Consider the following 17,773-nt stretch of genomic DNA (forward strand, 5'->3'; position numbering starts at 1 on the left):
CCCGAGAACTGACCTCGTAACGTACGGTTTCCATACGTTACCTGATTAACGTACCGTTGTATAGCGGTACATTCAACGATGCGACATGGATGTATGTCGCGTGTACTGCAGATTTGATCCGGATCAGAACCTTGCCGACTCGGATAGCTGAACCGTCAACGGACCAGACCGGCTCGCGTCAAGAAGGTCTGGGCGGCCGCCTTGCCGGTGAAAGTTCCGGTTTCCAGGCGTAGGCCCGACCGAGTGTCGGCGTACCAGACGGTTGCCGAAGGGCCGATCGCGGTGAAAACGGGGCCGTCCGCCAGGACAGTGGTTCCGCCCGCGGCCCGCCATCGTCTTATGGTGTCGCTCAAGCTCGCAGGCAAGGACACTTGCGTGGAGAACGTCAACTCCTTGCCGCCGGCGATTCCGCCGGCCAGCAGTGGATGACTGGCCCCGATGACACACTTCTGGCCCATCTCCGTGGCGCTGAGTTGTGCACAGGATGCGCCGGAGCGCAGTGCCTCGGGCAGCGCGCTGACGGCGGTCTGCTCCGGCACCACGGAGAACGACGGCAACGACGACACCGAACACGAGCGGGCCACCACGACTCCGAGTCCGACCACAACCGCGATGAGCACGCCGAGGGCTCGCCATTGCCAGCGCGGAAACCCCGCAACAACTTTGACCGCGGTCTCCGCCGCCCCTGCTGTCTTCTCCACCACGTGCGCGGTGGATTCGACGGCCGCCGACGCCTTGTGCACAGCAGCACGCAACGGCGCTCCGCAGTGGGTACAGCGCGAGATCGCGCCGCCGATATTGCGGTGCGAACAGTACTGGCAGATCAACTCGGACATCGCGCTCAACGTCCGGTGATCACAACCGAGGAGATGGCGGTGACGTTGATCGTGGGATCGCCTTTCGATTCCAAGACCGTCAGCACGATCTTGGACGCGCTCACCGGTGGCTCGATCTTGGTGACCACCATGGTGCGCTGATCCAGGGTCGGCTGCGTGTACACAGTCGTGTTGCCGTCGTTGAACTGATACGAAACTCGGCTGACCGTACGGTACTTGGCCCACTGATCGGTGCCATCAGCACCGATGTTGTCCCAGCCGGGGACGATGCCGATCGAGTCGATCTGATAGGTCTTGCCGAGATCGATGGTCAGGATCTGGCCATCGACTTTGTAGGCGCGGACACATGACCACGCCTTGCCGGGCTGCCCGCCGAAGGCGTCCATCGCCGAGGTGCTTCCGGGCGGGCATTTCGACTGCGCCGACTTCACCTGGATGACACTGCTCGCGACGACAGGTATGCCGGTCGTCGTCGGCGCGACCGCGGTCTGCGACGGAGTGACGACGAGCACCCGCTCCTGTGGATTGTCCCCACCACCGCTTGTGGTGACGAGCAACAGGACGAGCAACACTGCGACGACGGCACCGACCGCCAACGCCACCTTGGGCTTTCGCAGCTGTTGCAGGACGTCATTTCCGACGGTCCGAGCGGGTGCAAGCCGGCTCGACGCAGCCGAATTCGACCGGTTGTCGGGTGGTGATTGCGGCGGGTCCACATCCTCGTCAGGAGTGTGGAGCGGCGCGGGCATCGCCGCATAGTCCGACGCGTAATCCGCCGACGACGTGGATCCCTGCGACTCGCCGTTCAACAGCGCGAGGATTCGCTCGCTCGCCTTCGGCCCTTCGGAAGGCCGACGCCGTTCGACCGGAGCAGACGGCTCCGATTCGAACTCGGGTAGAGCGGTCGCGAACTCGACAGGGCCGGATTGTCCGCCTACATCGGGGCCGACGTCGGCGAATGACGGATCCGACAACACCGCCTCGAGAAGGGCACCTCGATGGCGAAGAAAGACGTCACCGGAGTCCTCGTCGGGCATGATCCGGATCGTATCCGGGTCAGCCACCACTCGAGACCGAGGCTATTCCCGCTGGCGAGAACAGCTGGCGAGCGCAATCAGCGCCTCTTTTCCTCGGTCACGAAATATTCTGGCGGCACGTCGAACACCCGAGCCAATGCGATAACCAGATCCAGTCTCGGTATCGCGTCACCGTGAATCAGCCGGTACAGACCGGACTGCGAAACCGGTACGTCCGGGTAGGCCAATTCCAGGTGCTGCGCCAACGAATACAAAGTCAATGATCGCGTAGAACCATCTTCGGTCGACACGACCGATTCTGCGATCAGACCCGACAATCGGCTCGAAAAAATCGCCGCCGCGGCTTGTCGGGGAGTGAGTGCGTCCCCACCGTCCAGCTGAGGAAGATCACCGCCATCGGGTTGGGAATCCACTGCCACGCTAATAGACATTACCGGCCCCTGTCAGCTCACCCGACGGCCACCGGGTGGCCCCGATACCGGAACCGCGGATCCATTGGCCGCACCAATAGCAGGCGGGCCGTCGGCAGAATCGAAATAGCGAGTCTCTCCTCTCGGCTCGATCAGATCTACCCGGACCGTGCGCATCGGGATACTCACATCCACGGTGGCAGCACCGACCTGATTGATCGTGAGATCGACAGAGCGCCGACGCGGACCGCCGGGCTCACTGATGGTGACTGTCGTGTGCGCGCTGGACGCCTGCGGCGGGAGGTGATCGAAGACGGCGATAGTCGCGTGCGAATCCGCATCCGACTCCGAGTTCGATCCTGCCACGAGGTTATCCGCGACCAGGCGCAACGAGCTGGTATCGCCGACCGCGGCGACGAGTTGACGCCAACTGTTCGGGCGCGACGAATGAATCTCCACGTCGGCACCGACGACCATGGCGCGCAGCACGATCTGCTGAGCGACAGGCAGCATCGCATGCACATCGATCGTGCGCCGCCGCGGGTTGTAGCGTGCCGGGTCGAACAGCGGAAGTGCGAGCGTATGTCGCGGTTGTCCGCTGATGGAACCGAGGATCTGCCCATTGGGGCCGATCGCAATCGCGAGATCGGCGAGGAGTTCCTCGGGTGCGACATCGGCACCGGTCTCGTCGGCGGGCAGGGCGCGGACCGAGATCCCCGTGGGCAACGAGGCCATCAGCGCCGTCGATTGGGAGCCCTTGAGCAGCCGCAGGTAGTCCGGCGGCTCGGTCGTCACGGCAGGGCCGATGAACCTGACGAGCGCGCGCGGACCCGATTCACCATCGCTCAGGTTGACCACCAACGTCGTGCGGCCGCGGTTCCATGACCAGCAATCGTCCAACCCGACGCCGTCGAGTTTGGACCAGTCGATCACGAAGCTCGTCACACAGCGACCGGGCGCGGACGATTCCAAACGGGTCCAGGTCTCGCGCAGATCGGAAAGCTCGACCCCCGCATGCAGGAGTCGAGTCGCGTCACGGAGCGCATCGGAAGGTAGTGCGTGGGCAGCGAAGCCGCGTTCTCGTAGCCGCCCCGCAATGCGGTGCGCCGCACTGGCGAGCGCTTTGGGCGCCGCCACCTCACATGGACCGCGCCGAGCCAGCGCGGCGAGGTTGCGTTCCTGATCCAGCCGCACCACCAGCCAGGTCAGCCGATCGCCGACGACAGGATGGGAGCCGATCAGTTGGTCGTACAGCATGCTGTAGCTGCCGGTCGAGCGGACCCGCTGGCCGGTCGTCACGATGTCGATGTCGACAGCGATGCCGAAATGGTCGAGCATCGGAAGCAGCACGTCGACCGGGATCGTGTCCTCGGTGTACAGGGTTCGTTCGGCGATGACCGTCGGCAGGTCCAGGTCGGGGGCGAGCTGGATCATGGCGACCAGCGTGGTACCCGCCGTGTGGATACCGCATATGCCGGCGGCGACCTCGACATCTCGGATGTCGGCGGACCGCGCGCGTACCCGTGCCCTTGCGGTGCGGCCGTATCGATACCCGGCCCAGTCCATCAGCCAACGCACAGTGGTGCGCCCATTGACCCGCACGGTCACCGTCACCATTAGCACGGTGACCACCGTCGCGCCGACCCACCACGGAGTCTTCGCGGAAAGGCCGACAAGCAACGGGCTGCCGACGACCACGATCGCGGCGAAAGGACCACGTTCTACGCCGGCGGCCCGAATACTCGGAAAGCTCACCGACGCCTCCGCAGCACCGAATTCGTGTAGCTCGCACCGGCTCCGAGCAGGACCGCGGCGAGAATGACGATCGTCGCGATGATGCTGGGGCGCGCGTCCTTGGCCCGAGGCGGGGCAGGCATGGTCAATACCGAGGTTCCGAATAGCTCGGCGGGGCGCTTGGGCGCCGTGCGGAAACTCAAGGCGGCCAACGGGTCGATCATGCCCGCACCGACCGTGTTGTCGATACCACGCGCCGGAGCGTGCGCGCTGACCTGCAAGCGAGCGGCGATGTCACCCGGGGTCTCGTTGGGGTATCGCGAGCGGAGCAGCGCGGCCACACCACTGACGTAGGCAGCCGCGAACGACGCCCCGCCAACCGGAACCAGCTTGTCCGGCGCGCCGACACCGTTGATCAGACCGCCGCCACCGGGACCGAGCGACTCGATGCCCGTGCCGGGCGCTGCTACCGAAATCCACGGTCCTGTCAACGAATCCGGCAGCGTCGCGCCGGTCGCGGTGGTGAACCCGACGGCAAGCACGTCGGGCGCGAACCATCCCGGCGTGGAGATCGTCTGTACGTCGCGCCAGTTCCGCGGATCGGCGGGTCTGGTCGGGTCGGGTGGTGGATTGGTCGTGCAGCCCGAAGCGCCACTGCTACCCGCGCCGGCGACGACGAGCGCGCCACGGATGCGCACGGCGTATCCGATGGCCGCCGAAAGTATCGATTGATCCAACCGCATCTCCACGGGCACACAGATCGGCAGCGGCACAGTGATCACGCCGGCCCCTTGGTTCGCCGCGTGCGTGATCGCGCGCGCGAGCGTGCGGATCTCGACGGCACGTCGCTGCGCCGGTTCGGTGGAACTCGGCCGCTCTTCGCGGAACGCCTCGGACCGGGTGCGGATAGAGATGATCCGAGCGTCGGGAGCGACACCGGTGAATCCATCCGTGGGATCGGATGTGGCCCCGATGATTCCGGCGATCAAGGTGCCGTGCGCATCGCAATCGGACAGGCCGTCTCCCCCGGCCATGACATAGTCACCGCCGCCGACAAGATTGGGCAGGCGCGGATTGGGTTGTACACCGGTGTCGATGACCGCGACGGTGACCCCCGCTCCCGTGCTCAGCGGTCGGACCCGACGCAGTTCGAGTGCCAGCTCCGGCGGGGGCGTGCGCGTCAGGTCGCTGTCGCGCAGCACACCGGCGGACAAGCAACCCTTGTCCTGCTTCGTCGGCTGTTCCGGCCCCGGTGGATCGTCCGCTGGTGGTGATCCGATCACCACTTGGGGCGGTTCGAGTGCACTCACCGGCGCGGCGGTTACGGCCAGCACCACACCGGCCAGCATCATGACAGTGGCCCTGCCGAACCCCATCAGATCGCTCGCATCGCGGTGTACACGCCCATGATCCAGAAGGCGATGACCGGGATGACGAGAACGAGCGCGTACTCGACCAGGTCGATGGACCTGCGGGTCACCGGCGACAGTCTCTTTCCCGGCAGCCGTACCGCCGCAAGACATCCCGCCCCGGCTGCGAGGGCGACAAACAGCACGACAACCAGTCGCGGGATCGGAGTTTCGTAAGCGGTCACCAAGACGAAACAGACACCGGACACGGTGACCGCGGCAGCGGAGATCAGCGCGATTGCCTGAACCCGGTCCGGGTACCAGCGCGCCCGCATAGCGAGGACACCCGCGACCGCCGCCGCCATGACGATCTCCCGGATGCCGCCCGGACTGACCGCAGCCGTCGTCACCGTCGCGACCGAGAGCAGGACCGAGATCGCGGCAATCAGGCCGCGCAGGCTGGTCACCGCCAGCCTGGCCCGGCCTTCGATGCCGACTTCGGCTCGCCTGAGCTGTCGTTCGTTGTCCTCGGTCTGCTCGTGCCCCTCGCGGGCAGTTTCCGCATCGAAGATATCGGTCAGCGTGGCCGGTGCGACCTCGTTACCGGGGTCCGGGAGGTCCGGTGGCCGAATCCGCGCGATAACCACGGCAAGTCGCGGCGCGATGTTGAGCAGCACCAAGGCGACGAATACCGTGCCACCAGCGACCTGGCCGAGTGATAAATCCAGGTACGCCAAGGGCAATGCCGCGACAGTCACACAAATACCGAGCACCGTCACTGCCATCAGCGTCGCGATGCCCAGTCCGGTCAACCGCATCATGGTGGCGGCCGCGACCGCGGCAACGACCGCGCCAGCGGCCCAGTTGGCCGCGGCGAACGCGCCCGGCTGTCCATAGGCCGGTGGCACCAGCATCGCGCCACCGGCGAACAGCAGCGGAGTCGCCGCCAACGCGAGGCCGAGACAGATAACGGCCGAGGCGTTGCGTCGGCGCGCCGACATGGCCGCGCCCAAACCCAACACGCCGAGGAAGAGGGCGGGCAAGCCACACCAACCCAGCGAACCGGTTTCGGTCCACGCCCACGCCAGCATCGCGGCGATCGCGGTCGCCCCGACACCGAGCGTGGCCAAGCCGACGACAACCGCTGTGTCCTTGTCGAATTCGGCGAACTCGCGCTGATTGATCAGTGCGAGCGCATCGGTGATGTCCTCGACGACCGGTGTGAAGATCTCCACTGATTCGACGACCGACAACATCAGCACGGCGCCGTCGGCGATCTCGTGGTCGGCGAGACTGCGCCACCGCGGGATCGGCAGTTGCCCGGGACGGGCCAGGCTCCACTGCCCCTGCGGCGGCGCGAAGTCGATTTCCGCGTCGTCGATGGCCGAGGCGAGCACGCCGACCAGATCATCGATGAAGGTCTCGATGGTGAACTTGGTCGGCACTACGACATCGACCTGATAGGTCGACACCATCACAGCGATCCTGGCCCGTGCGACCTCTGCCGATGGCTGTGTCCCTGCGGGCGCGGGTGCGACGGCAGTGCTCACAGCCACCCTCCTCGGTCACCGGAGTCAGCGCCTGCGCCGCTCAGATATCCCGGGAAACTGTCGGAAAGCCAGGCCGCGAGTTCTTCGAATGCCAAGAGTGTGTCCTTGTCCAACAAGCGCAGATCAATCTCGCCGCCCTCGGCCAGATGCTCGTCGTAGGGTACGACACACGTCGGCCGCTGCGCGGTGGCGAACAGCTTCTCGATCGCCTCGACGTCGACGGTCGGCTTGGCAGGCTGGTGGTGGGTGATCGCGACGATCGACTTGGCGATCAGGTGTTGCAGACCATGCGAGCTCAACCAGTTGAGTGTGGCGACCGCACCGGTCACCCCACCGACCGTGGCCGGGGTGACCACGACGACGGCATCGCTGGTCTGCAACACCGCGGCAGTCGCGGAATCGAGAACCCCTGTCCCACAGTCGACAAGGAGCAAGTTGTAATGCTTGCGCAATACCTCGACGGCGGTGGCGTATTCACGACCCGACAGCGCCTCGTTGGCCTCTGTCGTCCATGGTGACGCGATGACAGCGAGGTCGGCGTCGTTGATCGAAGTGAACGACTGGACCGCGGAGAATGCCTCGAGGTTCGTTGACTGCGCGAGGTCACGCAGGGTAAGTCCGAAGGGATGGCGGCTGGTGCGGGTGGCGAGGTCGCCGAAGTCCGGGTTCGCATCGATGGCGACCACCCGGTCGGGACGCAGGCTCGCGAAGGTCGAGCCGAGAGTCGCGGCGGCAGTCGTCCTGCCGACGCCGCCTTTCACGCTGACAACCGCTATCTGATAGGTGGTGGTGAGCTGGCGGCGGATTCGCGTACGGCGATCCTCGGCGCGCTGCTCGGCGGGCGAGAGCCCGAGCTTGAATCCCACCTTGTTCAACGCGCCGCGCATACCGGCTTGGGAACGCAGTTGCGCTCGCCTGGCCGCCGAGATGTCGGCGAGCAAGTCGATCGAGGTGAGGGTGGCGGGCAAGACCTCGACCCGCGGCGTGGCCTCGTAGGAGGTGCGGTCGATGCGATCGGGAACCCATTGCGCCGTCTGCGCGGCGGGCTGCCATACCTGGCCGGCGCCCGAGGTGTCGGGTACCGCTTCCGAACGGGTAACAGCCTGCGAGTACGACTCGGTGTTCGTCGATTCGGTCGAGGTCGACGTGGTAGGAGCCGACTGAGCGGGCGCAGCCTCCCGCGCCGGTGTCGGTGGTGTCGACGGAACTGCTTGGCGCGGTTGCGCACTCGTCGCGGAGGGCGGCGTGACCGCGCCATGCGCACGGTCATCCGCGGCAGCCGAAGTCGACTCCTGCGGTTGTTGCGGCGCTCCGACTACGGGATCAGCGAAGTTGCCGTACTTGAACGCTTCCTGGCTCGCCGAGCCGTCGACCGTCGGCCCCGGCGTGGGAGGCGGCGCCGTGAGCTCGCCGGTTTGCGAGAAGTAGGCGTCGTACCCGCCGCGCCCCCGGACGGATTCGGTCGAATGCCCATTGGTGCTCGGTGCTCGGTTCATTTCCGTCGTCCTCTCGACAAACACAGTGCGACGTTCAGCCGATTCGGCTGGTATCGAACCAACTTCGGCCGGGAAGCAGGTCGACGAGGGCCCGGATACCCGCATGCAAGGTCGAATCGTCGCCTGGCGAGTACGTCGACCAGATGGCACCGTCCATTGCTTTGCTCGGTGTGACAGCGATTCGCCCCGACACGGTGTCGAGGACACTCAAGCACAGTTCCGGTTGCACCGAGACTCCGTCCTGATGCTCGATCATGACGACCTCGGCGCGCCGGACAACCTCGGTCAGCACCCGGCTCAGCAGACTCGCGGCGTGCGGGTCGGCACCGAGCTCCAGCAACGCCTGCTTTCGCTCGACGGGATCGGACGGCACCTCCCCGAAGTCCTCGGAAGACGCCGTCAGAGGCGTGAAGTTCAGCGCTTGGGCGGGGCCCAACGCCGCGATCAAGGCCGCCGAGACACTCTCGATATCCCGGCCATCCTGGAACACCGGCTGGATGACGACGTTGTCGTCGCAGCGCACCGCTAGTACGTGGCTGTCGCCGCGGCGCACCAATGACATCCGGAGCATGCCCTCCGGCTCGCCATCCAGACCGGTATCCATGATCCGTACCACCAGTTCCACATCGGGCCGGTACAGACAGTGCAACCAGTGTTCGACCGTCGGGTCCACGCGATCGCCCTCGATGATGCCCACCTCGGCGAGCTCCTTCGCGACCACCGCGCGCACCCGATCCCGATCCGCGATATGGTAGATATTCGGCATCAATGCGAGCACAAGTGGATAGGATTCGATACCAACCATATCCTTCAAGAGCAGTGCCGCATCGACATTGAGATCGATCGCTACCGGATCCGTTTCAAACACCCTTCATCAAATAGACGCGGTCAGTGGAAGGAAGCGCCCACGGACTTGTCCGTGACGTCCATGTCACCGCCGTCGACGGAGGTCCTGATGACTTCTCCGTTCAGTTTTCCAAGGCTCCGCTCGTAGGCGTCCAGCTTGGCCTGGAGTATGTTCGTGACCTCCGTGTACCCGCCTGCGGCCGCACCCTTGAATTCGGTCAGAAGGGTTTCCTTCAGTTGCTTGATTTCCTCGATGTTCGTCCGCATGCCGTCGACGATCACCGAGACGCGGTCGGTGGTTCCCCTTGCCTGGGTGAAATTGAACTGAATGGGGCTGCTCATTTTATTTCAGCTTTCTCGAATGAGTTAGTCGGTGAGATATATTTCCTGACCTAGAACGCGGTGCTGACCTTGCCCGTGGCAACTTCCTGAGCGCCATTCGCCCAGGACCCGCCTGCGCCACCGGTGTCGACATTCCCGTCGTTACCCATGGATGCGAGGACTCGCTGCTTGGCATCGAAATCCGCACTTTCCATCTTCACTTTGGCATTTGCCAGCTTTTCACGAATGTCGTCGAGGAAACGGGCCAGTTCGGTACCTTTTTCGTGGGCATTACCGAGCGTAATGTAGATCGCCGTTCCGGTTTCACCCTTGATCGCGGCATGCAGTTCATCCTGGCAAGAAGCCAAACCCTTCAGGTGGCTCTCGAGCGTACCGAGCGCCAGGCTTGTCTTACCGCCGGCAGTGTTCATCGCACTGCCGTCGACGATTGTGAGTCCGGCAACGGTCGGGTCTTCTATAGCCATTTTTGTTCCTCTCGTGGATTTGCACTCGGCCTCGGTGTGACTTACCGGGGACGTTCTGAGATGGCCAATGCGAGTTCGTCGTCTTCGCGCTCGATGACACCGACCAACACGGACTGTTCGTCCGCGGACTCATCCGGGCGTTCACTGTCGGCGTACTCGATGACACCGATCACGGGTGGCTGTTCGAGCACTGGCACTTCTTCTGGTTCACCGGGTACGAACACCTTCGACTTGCCACGTTCCTCGTCGCGGCGTCGGCGGCGCATATTCGCCTTCGGCGCCGTCGCACCACGCGGCGGTGTATTCCGCGACGCCGGACCGGAGGACATGTTGTTCTGGGCGGCGCCGAAAGGCGTGCCACGCCCCGGCGCCCAATTGGCCGGCATACGGAACCCTGTCGAGGCGCCCGGCATGGAACCGAGTCCGCCGCGCAGCATTCCCAAGGTGACGGCGCTTCCGACACCACCGTTCAATCCCATCAAAGTGGGCGAGTACGGCGAAGTCCCGTAGAAGCCGTGCTGGTCGGGAGAACCTCCGTCGACCGACGAATCGCCGAGCGAGTCGGTCATGGAGGACAGTGCGTTGTTGACATCTTGTGCGGCCTGCGGGCCCTCCCCCACCGGCTGCGACGGATCCGGGCCGGGATTGGTGTCGCCCGGGTTGGGTGTGGTGTCGCCGGGGTCCGGCCTCGTCGGGTCATTGTTCCCGTTCCCATTTCCGTTGCCGTCCCCATTGCCATTGGGTTTTGTAGTATCGGGCGCCTTATCGTCCGAGGACGGAGGGGTGGGACCAGTCTCTTTGACCGCGACCGGAGATCTCTTCGATACCATGTCGTCGCCCAGGCCGCCGCTGAGGATAGGCGGGGCATCGATCGGCGCCGGCAGCGCCGCCAATGCCGTGAACGCTTTGGCCTGATAGACCACCATCGCGGTCGTGGCTTCTAACCACATAATGGCGTAGATGCCCTCCAAGATGGCAACCGCAGGGAGGGTCGTCATCGAGGTGTCAGCCTTCGCCGCTTCCTTCGCGACGCGCACCGCTAGGACGTCCCATAGCTTCGGCATGCTGGCAAACGCCTGTAGATACGCCTCCCCCGCACTCATCGCGATAGCCGCGGTCTTGTCGGCGACAACGGACTGTCGCCGCTGCCAATCCGCGTGCCTGTCGAACGCCGCCTGGGCTTTGTCCGACGAATCGCCGTTCCACCCTCCGCCCATGAACTTGACAGCGCCGTCCGATGCGCCCGCAGAACCCTTCAAAGCCTGGGCCGTGGTCGCATAAGCGGCGGCGGTACCGAAAACGGGCGGAATGGGCGAGATGGGAATCAAACGCGCCGAATTGACTTCCGGAGGCAGTGCCAGGAAGTCGAAGGTTTGTGGAAGCTTGGCTAACGTTTGGACCTTATCGACGACGTCAACCAGCTCGCCGAGCATGGCAAGGTCATGCATAATTCCCTGGATCAGTGAGTCCATGATCCGCTCCCCGATGCGTCTTACTTGGTACGGAAGTTCGCGTCGTGACTGTTGACCATGGCGCCGCCGAAGACGTCGACACCCATGTACCTGGCCATCACGACGGGCAGATGCTTGGCAGCGTCGAAATGCTTCCCCGAGCCGGCGAAGCCCTCGATCGTCTTGCCGCAGAACCTAGGCGCGAGGCTTCGGAAGACATCGGCGACCGCGAGGCTGACCGGGTCTATCGCACAAGGTACGGGGGCCATCGCCGGCGCACACGTGCCGACCACGCCGGTTGCGGCGACACCCGTCTCGACGAGTGCTCCGCTGGTAGCCATGAAATGCTCCGAAGTAGCTTTGAGATCAGCCATCGAAATCTCCTTACGAGTGGTGCCGACTCTTATCGAGCGGTACAGAAAGAACGCTAAGCCATTCCCAACCTTGGGAACGTGACTGGATCCACAGCCCGACCACGCCTTCAGTCCGTCGGCGGCGTCCACGCGGACTGGACGAGATCCTTACGGGAATGCAGTGGTTCGACGAAGATCCCGCGGCCGACCGGCTGCTTCGACGCCTTCACATCGCCGATGAGGATGCCATCCAATCTGGAACCGTCCATGATCAAACCGGACGAGTTCAAGTTCTTGATCTGGCCGAGCACGCTGTCGTACAGCGCCGTGTCGGCTTGCGCGATATTGCGCGCGACGATGAGGTGCAGGCCCGTGTCCCTGCCGTCGATGATGATGTCCTTCAGCAGTTCCAGCGGATTGCGCCCGCCGCGCGGGGCGATCATGTGGTAGTCGTCGACGACGACGAAGATTTCCGGCCCGCTCCACCATGAGCGTTCTTTGAGTTGCTGGGGGGTCACATCGTCCGGGGCGCGGCGACTGCGCATCTTCTCGACGAATGCCGGCAGGCCCTCCAAGACGTCACGCTCGCTGGTCAGATAACCGATCAGCTGCTCGTCCGGAATCGCCTCCATGTGCTGGCGGCGGTAGTCGACCAGCAGCACCCGAGCCTGATCCTTGGTGAACTGCCGACTGATCGAGTCGAGCAGCGAGGCGAGCACTGTCGACTTCCCCGACCCTGAGGAGCCGACCACGATCATGTGGGTGGAGACGCCGAAATCGATCGCGGCGGCAGTGAGGTTGGACTCGCGCACACCGAACGGCACTCGAAGGCGCTGGGCCAGCGTGGTCGGCTGCGGCAGGCCCGCATACACCTCGTCCATGGTGATCTGACTCGGCAACAGTCGCACTTCCGGCGCTCTGCGTCCGACGAGCGACCGGCTCAACTGCTCGACCGCGGCCGCGAGGCCGACGCCGGCCGACTCGGCCTCGCCAACGCCGTCGACCCGTGGCAGCGCGGTCAGCATGTGCAGCCCGTCGGCCGAGATGCAGCGACCAGGACGATCCGGCGGGATCATCGAGATCACGTTCCTGTGCATGCCGAACACGGTGTCGGTGAGGTCGCCGAGTCGCATCTCCAACCGCGTCTGGACCATGTCCTTGATGTTGGGGCGGACAGCGGCCCACCTGGAGCTACTGAGAACCAGGTGGATGCCATAGTTCAGGCCTTGCAGCGCAATGGATTCCATCACCGGCATGTAGTCGTCGTAGTAGGGCCCGGTGACGGCGAATCCGATGTCCCAGCCGTCGACGACCACGAAGACGTCACCGTGCTCATCCCCGCGCGCGGTGAGTTCGGCCGACTCTCGCGGTGAGTTCCGGCGCCGCCGGAACTCACGCATCGTGTCGATGCCGAGATCGCTGAACAACGACTGCCTGATCGCGATGATATTGCTGAGCAACGCGAAGGTACGCCGAATGCGATCGCCATCGCGCGGCGTCGCGACCGACCCCACATGGGGCAGCGTGCGCAGCCCGGATAGACCGCCGGAGAAGTCGAGGCAGTAGAACTGCACTTGCTCCGGGGTGTGGGTCAGCGCCGCCGACATGATCAATGTCTGCAGCACAGTCGACTTGCCCGTCTGCGGGCCACCGACCACTGCCATATGCCCGCCCGCACCGGACAGATCCACCGACCAGACGTCCTGCCGCTGCAAACGTGGCCTGTCCACCAGCGCAATCGGCACCTGCAACGCTCCAGGCTCCGCGATGCGCACGAGTTGGTCGAGAGTTGACGGCACGGTGAGCGGCGGCAGCCACATGGCATGTGCCTGTCTGCCATGACCGGCGAGCTGCTGCAGCACCGTCTCCATCACGGTCACCGGCTCACCGTCAGCAGCGTCCGTCTCGGGAGCGATCGGCTGTGGTTCGAGGGCCGGAACAGGCCGCACTTCGACGATGTGGGCGGCGGTGAACCGCTGCGGCGGCCGGTACCCACCGCCCGGCCGGCGCACCCGCTGCGCGGTGGCCGTCGCGGCCTGGGTAGGCGCCGTGTACGGCGAGCCGACGTAGGCCGCCTGGAACCGCTGCAGATCGCCCGAACCGACCCGGAGGTAACCGGAGCCTGGCTTCTTCGGCAAGTGATAGGCATCCGCGGTACCGATGGCGTCACGTGAATCACTAGTCTGGTTGGTGCGCAACGCAATTCGATAGGACAGATGCGCCTCCAGCTCACCCATCCGGTTGGTCGGCACCTTCTGAGAGGCGAGCAGCAGGTGGATACGCAATGATCGACCGAGCCTGCCGATGGCGACGAACAGTTTCGAGAAGCCGGGATGCTGCTCGAGCAATTCGGCGAACTCGTCGAGAATGATCAACAGAGTGGGCAGCGGCGCGAGGTCGGCGCCTTGTTCGCGAGCTCGTTCGTAGTCCGCGACGTTGGCGAAGTTGCCCGCGTCACGCAGAATCCTTTGGCGCCTGCCCATTTCGCCATTGATCACGTCCTCCATACGAGTGACGAGATCGGACTCTTCCTCCATGTTGGTCACGACGGCCGTCACATGGGACAGCCGATCGAATCCGAGGAAGGTCGCGCCGCCCTTGAAGTCGACGAGCAGCAGGTTCAGGGTGTCGGGCGAGTGCGTCGCAACCGCCGAAAGCACAAGGGTACGAAGGAATTCCGACTTACCGGACCCGGTGGCGCCGATGCACATACCGTGCGGGCCCATGCCCTCCTCGGCGGATTCCTTGATGTCGATATAGGCAACGCCGCCGGCCGGGTCGTACCCGAACGGGATGTTCAATCTCGCCCGATCGCTGTCGCGGCGACGCGGCCAGGTCCGTTCGGGCCGAATATCGCCGGGATCGGTGACTCCGATCAGTTCCTCCCAGGAAGTACCGCCGCTCGCCTGCTCGGCAGCCACCGCCTCCACCACAGTGGACAATCGGTACGGCGAAATGTTGCGCGCCAGTGCTGTCATCGCGGACGCCGACATCGCATCGGCTATCCCGACCCGCCGCAACCCGCGCGCACCTACTTCGCTCAGTGTTCGATCGTCGGACACCACGAACTTCAGCGCCCTCGGCAAGCTCTGCTCTGCCGGGCCGAGCCGCAACCAGGTGCAGCCGTCGATGCCCGAGATATCGCGTTCGGTGGCAGGCCCACCCACGTCGACGATCAACAGGAAATGCGTTCGGTCCAGTGTGGGTTGCGAATTCGCGGAGAACGGTCCGCGATTGAGACCGGCCAACACCTTCGTTCGCAGTTCGGCGACGGTGCGATAAACCATCCGGCTCGACCCGATCGCGTCGGTCTCGGTGGGGTGCTGGGTGTGCGGCAACCACTTCAGCCAGGACCATTCCGGACCGTCCGGGTCCGACAGCACCGCGGCGATCGCAACCTGGTCCGCTCCGTGTAGGACCACTACCTCGGCGATCATCGCGCGCACCAGGTCGACAGTGGTCTGCACGTCGCCGTCGATGCCGACCTGCGGCGCCGAGAGCAGGTTGATCGCGACGGGCATGCCACCGACGGTGGAATATGCTTTCGCGAATCGGGTCAGCTCGACCACACCGACCGGATCGAGGTCGGTGGTGGGAGCCGCCTCCGGCACGATCACGCGAACCTGGTTGGCGATTCGGCCACGACCGACCCGCACCCGCAGGAACTGTGGACTGGCGACCTGCACCTCCCACATCCGCTGAGTGCCGATCAGGCGGGAGACCTCCTCGGGACCGGGGTGGGTGTAGCGCAAGAAGGCATATAGTTCCGCTTCGGCCCCGTGCACGGTCTTGCGGTTATCGGTGATGCTGCGCAGATAGTCCTTGCGCTCCTCATTGAGTCCCGCGGCCCCACCGCCCCCGTTGCCCCCCATCCCGCCGCCCATCATGCCGAACATCGACACCAGCATCATGGCCGGGAACATCATCATCATCGGCGACATGGCAGCGCCGCCGCCGCGGAACATCATGACCATCATTCCGCCCATGGCCGCGACCATGACGACCGGCATGATCATCTTGAGTCTGGAGGGCGGGACCGGCTTGGGCAGCTCGGTCGGCGGCTGCAGTCGCAGCTCGGTCACGGCGGGCGCTTTGGGACCGCGCACCATCCGGGCCGGCCGAACGAATCGACGAGTACTGGTCATGATCCACCACCTAGCCCGGCGACTGTCTGGTTCGGCGGGAGGCCGTCATGCTGAATCCGGGCATCGCCCGGCGACAACGCGGGCCCGACCGCGAACAGCGAGACCACGCTCCACGGCGCGAGCACAGGCGCCCGTAGGCCGAGCGCTCGCATGGTCGGATCATCTCCGGCCTCGCTCTGCTTTGCGACGATGCCGTAGCGAACGCCGCTGTCGGAGATCCAGAACAGCGATTCACGCAGTGCCGAACCCGGCTCCGCGCCGGTCACCTGTACGAAACGGCCGGTGTCACGTGGCATGTACGCCGAATCGGCCGTACTGCCACGGGAAGCGTCCGAGTTCACCAGATCGACGGCTCGACTCTGCTCATCCTTTTTCAGCGGAAGTTGCCTGCCGACCAACAGTTCGGTGGCGGCATTGGGGTCGGCGCCGGTGCGCGACCAGTGATAGCAGGTCACTTCCGACCGCGCCGGGTCGACAATCCGGATCGGACGTGCGGGATAGGTCGCCGTGCCCGGCCAGGTGCCGGAGCGCAGGTTGGCCGCGATGACAGCGGGCCCGACGGTTCGGGTGGACGGCGCGCCCGAGACATCGGCGTTGCGGATCATCGAGGCCAACACGGCCGTCACCCGGACCACCCCGGACTGCGAGACGACATAGTAGGACGCGCCCTGATCGGGAGTCGACATCGTCAGCACCGAACCGACGAGGACGGTGAGCCCCGTGCTCAACGTCACCGACTGGCCCGCGCCGGGCACGTCAGGCACCCGGAGCGGCGGCACCTCGGGGATCGCGTTGATCAGTCCCTTGGACACCGCCATCACCGAGCTGGTCGCATCGATACCCAACGCCAGCGAGACCGGGGAATTCGACAGGTCGATCGCCGCGCGCACGACACCCTTCTCGCTATCGGTGTACACCAACCAGGTGGTGGTGTCATCGCGCAGCAACCTGGCCTCGCCGTCCATCAGCGGCCGGTTGGCGTCACCGTCGATCGAGAGCGGACCGCCGATCACGGTGGTCCGTATCGCGGACCACCGCAGTGTCGGCAGACCGGTCTGCGGGTTCAGCGGCGCCGCGGCACCTGTCTTCGCGGTATCGCACACGGTCCAGGAGGAATCCCGTTCGTCGGCGTCGACGATGCTGCCCGGCGCACCGGGGATGCCGACCCATGGGCCACGCGGATACTTCGACAGTTCGTCGCGCGTGACAGGCACCGGCTTGTCGGGAGAGCCGATGATAAGCCGTGCCGAGGTCAGATTGAGCGCCGGATACAACCGATTGTTGACGTTCACGAACAACGCGCCGCTGTCCTTCTCGGACAGAATCTTCGAGTTGCCGATCTTCTTGGCGGGCTTGAAGAACGCCATCACCGCCGACCCCGCGATGGCAACACAGACGATGGCGATACCGATCGCCAACGCGGTCGACCGACCCCGCTGCGGGTCGTCGACCATCGACGCGTCCCGGCGGACCAGCGCATGTTCGATCCGGCGGAGGAGAAACCGCCAACCGGATATCTGGTGTTTGGTTACCACCCGGAAGCGTGCCACCGGTATTTGTTCCTTCCGCCGACCTGCGAACAAACGTTAGTCGCGGGTTTCCGCGCAAACGTCAAGTGGCTTCCCATAATTGGGAAGTACCGACGTCTCCACAGCGACGCCTCGCCAGAGCACGGATCCGCCTTATGGCGACATCAGACGTCCGACGGCGAGCCGATCTCTGTCACGCGAACCGCGGCGGGCGACGTCGCGGGCTCCGTC

14 protein-coding genes are annotated in these 17,773 nt (G+C 64.9%); all 14 read right to left on the reverse strand.

What is annotated here, in order from left to right; genetic code table 11:
• Nucleotides 1–155: 155 nt before the first annotated feature.
• The 14 genes from ACFQZZ_RS24265 to eccB all read right to left on the reverse strand — a co-directional run bounded on the left by ACFQZZ_RS24265 (nucleotide 156) and on the right by eccB (nucleotide 17,563).
• Nucleotides 156–836 (reverse strand): hypothetical protein, encoded by a 681-nt coding sequence (locus tag ACFQZZ_RS24265; protein WP_378684966.1) that lies wholly within the window; start codon nucleotides 834–836, stop codon nucleotides 156–158.
• A gap of 5 nt (nucleotides 837–841) precedes the next feature.
• On the reverse strand, nucleotides 842–1,873 hold the full coding sequence (locus tag ACFQZZ_RS24270; protein ID WP_378684968.1) for a discoidin domain-containing protein: 1,032 nt from the start codon (nucleotides 1,871–1,873) through the stop codon (nucleotides 842–844).
• A gap of 77 nt (nucleotides 1,874–1,950) precedes the next feature.
• A complete protein-coding gene (locus ACFQZZ_RS24275; RefSeq protein WP_378684970.1) occupies nucleotides 1,951–2,133 on the reverse strand; it encodes a helix-turn-helix domain-containing protein in 183 nt (60 codons plus the stop codon).
• A 183-nt stretch (nucleotides 2,134–2,316) separates the two neighbouring features.
• Nucleotides 2,317–4,038 carry a type VII secretion protein EccE gene (gene eccE / locus ACFQZZ_RS24280; RefSeq protein ID WP_378684972.1) on the reverse strand — a complete coding sequence of 574 codons (1,722 nt, stop codon included), beginning with the start codon at nucleotides 4,036–4,038 and terminating at the stop codon, nucleotides 2,317–2,319.
• On the reverse strand, nucleotides 4,035–5,393 hold the full coding sequence (mycP, locus tag ACFQZZ_RS24285) for a type VII secretion-associated serine protease mycosin (protein WP_378684975.1): 1,359 nt from the start codon (nucleotides 5,391–5,393) through the stop codon (nucleotides 4,035–4,037). The genes eccE and mycP overlap by 4 nt, the downstream gene beginning before the upstream one ends.
• A complete protein-coding gene (gene eccD / locus ACFQZZ_RS24290) occupies nucleotides 5,393–6,916 on the reverse strand; it encodes a type VII secretion integral membrane protein EccD (protein WP_378684978.1) in 1,524 nt (507 codons plus the stop codon). The genes mycP and eccD overlap by 1 nt, the downstream gene beginning before the upstream one ends.
• Nucleotides 6,913–8,412 carry an AAA family ATPase gene (locus ACFQZZ_RS24295; protein WP_378684981.1) on the reverse strand — a complete coding sequence of 500 codons (1,500 nt, stop codon included), beginning with the start codon at nucleotides 8,410–8,412 and terminating at the stop codon, nucleotides 6,913–6,915. The genes eccD and ACFQZZ_RS24295 overlap by 4 nt, the downstream gene beginning before the upstream one ends.
• Before the next feature lie 34 nt (nucleotides 8,413–8,446).
• Complete coding sequence (locus tag ACFQZZ_RS24300) at nucleotides 8,447–9,280, reverse strand: ESX secretion-associated protein EspG (RefSeq protein WP_378684984.1); 834 nt, start codon at nucleotides 9,278–9,280, stop codon at nucleotides 8,447–8,449.
• 20 nt (nucleotides 9,281–9,300) lie between these two features.
• On the reverse strand, nucleotides 9,301–9,600 hold the full coding sequence (locus ACFQZZ_RS24305; RefSeq protein WP_378684987.1) for a hypothetical protein: 300 nt from the start codon (nucleotides 9,598–9,600) through the stop codon (nucleotides 9,301–9,303).
• A 50-nt stretch (nucleotides 9,601–9,650) separates the two neighbouring features.
• Nucleotides 9,651–10,064 (reverse strand): WXG100 family type VII secretion target, encoded by a 414-nt coding sequence (locus ACFQZZ_RS24310; RefSeq protein WP_378684990.1) that lies wholly within the window; start codon nucleotides 10,062–10,064, stop codon nucleotides 9,651–9,653.
• Nucleotides 10,065–10,105: 41 nt separating this feature from the next.
• Nucleotides 10,106–11,536 (reverse strand): PPE domain-containing protein, encoded by a 1,431-nt coding sequence (locus ACFQZZ_RS24315; protein WP_378684993.1) that lies wholly within the window; start codon nucleotides 11,534–11,536, stop codon nucleotides 10,106–10,108.
• 20 nt (nucleotides 11,537–11,556) lie between these two features.
• Nucleotides 11,557–11,889 (reverse strand): hypothetical protein, encoded by a 333-nt coding sequence (locus ACFQZZ_RS24320; RefSeq protein ID WP_378684995.1) that lies wholly within the window; start codon nucleotides 11,887–11,889, stop codon nucleotides 11,557–11,559.
• Between the two features lie 107 nt (nucleotides 11,890–11,996).
• Nucleotides 11,997–16,013, reverse strand: coding sequence for a type VII secretion protein EccCa (gene eccCa, locus ACFQZZ_RS24325; RefSeq protein WP_378684998.1), 4,017 nt, complete (start codon nucleotides 16,011–16,013; stop codon nucleotides 11,997–11,999).
• On the reverse strand, nucleotides 16,010–17,563 hold the full coding sequence (eccB, locus tag ACFQZZ_RS24330; RefSeq protein ID WP_378685001.1) for a type VII secretion protein EccB: 1,554 nt from the start codon (nucleotides 17,561–17,563) through the stop codon (nucleotides 16,010–16,012). The genes eccCa and eccB overlap by 4 nt, the downstream gene beginning before the upstream one ends.
• Nucleotides 17,564–17,773: the final 210 nt, after the last annotated feature.

Origin of the sequence: Nocardia sp. GCM10030253 (assembly GCF_042675075.1) — a bacterium.
In the GTDB taxonomy this organism is placed as follows: domain Bacteria; phylum Actinomycetota; class Actinomycetes; order Mycobacteriales; family Mycobacteriaceae; genus Nocardia.

Excerpts from the sequence above, each read along its gene's own strand:
- ACFQZZ_RS24265 (WP_378684966.1), bottom strand. The coding sequence starts at position 836 with ATGTCCGAGTTGATCTGCCAGTACTGTTCGCACCGCAATATCGGCGGC.
- ACFQZZ_RS24270 (WP_378684968.1), bottom strand. The coding sequence starts at position 1,873 with ATGCCCGACGAGGACTCCGGTGACGTCTTTCTTCGCCATCGAGGTGCC.
- mycP (WP_378684975.1), bottom strand. The coding sequence starts at position 5,393 with ATGGGGTTCGGCAGGGCCACTGTCATGATGCTGGCCGGTGTGGTGCTG.
- ACFQZZ_RS24295 (WP_378684981.1), bottom strand. The coding sequence starts at position 8,412 with ATGAACCGAGCACCGAGCACCAATGGGCATTCGACCGAATCCGTCCGG.
- ACFQZZ_RS24305 (WP_378684987.1), bottom strand. The coding sequence starts at position 9,600 with ATGAGCAGCCCCATTCAGTTCAATTTCACCCAGGCAAGGGGAACCACC.
- ACFQZZ_RS24310 (WP_378684990.1), bottom strand. The coding sequence starts at position 10,064 with ATGGCTATAGAAGACCCGACCGTTGCCGGACTCACAATCGTCGACGGC.
- ACFQZZ_RS24315 (WP_378684993.1), bottom strand. The coding sequence starts at position 11,536 with ATGGACTCACTGATCCAGGGAATTATGCATGACCTTGCCATGCTCGGC.
- ACFQZZ_RS24320 (WP_378684995.1), bottom strand. The coding sequence starts at position 11,889 with ATGGCTGATCTCAAAGCTACTTCGGAGCATTTCATGGCTACCAGCGGA.
- eccCa (WP_378684998.1), bottom strand. The coding sequence starts at position 16,013 with ATGACCAGTACTCGTCGATTCGTTCGGCCGGCCCGGATGGTGCGCGGT.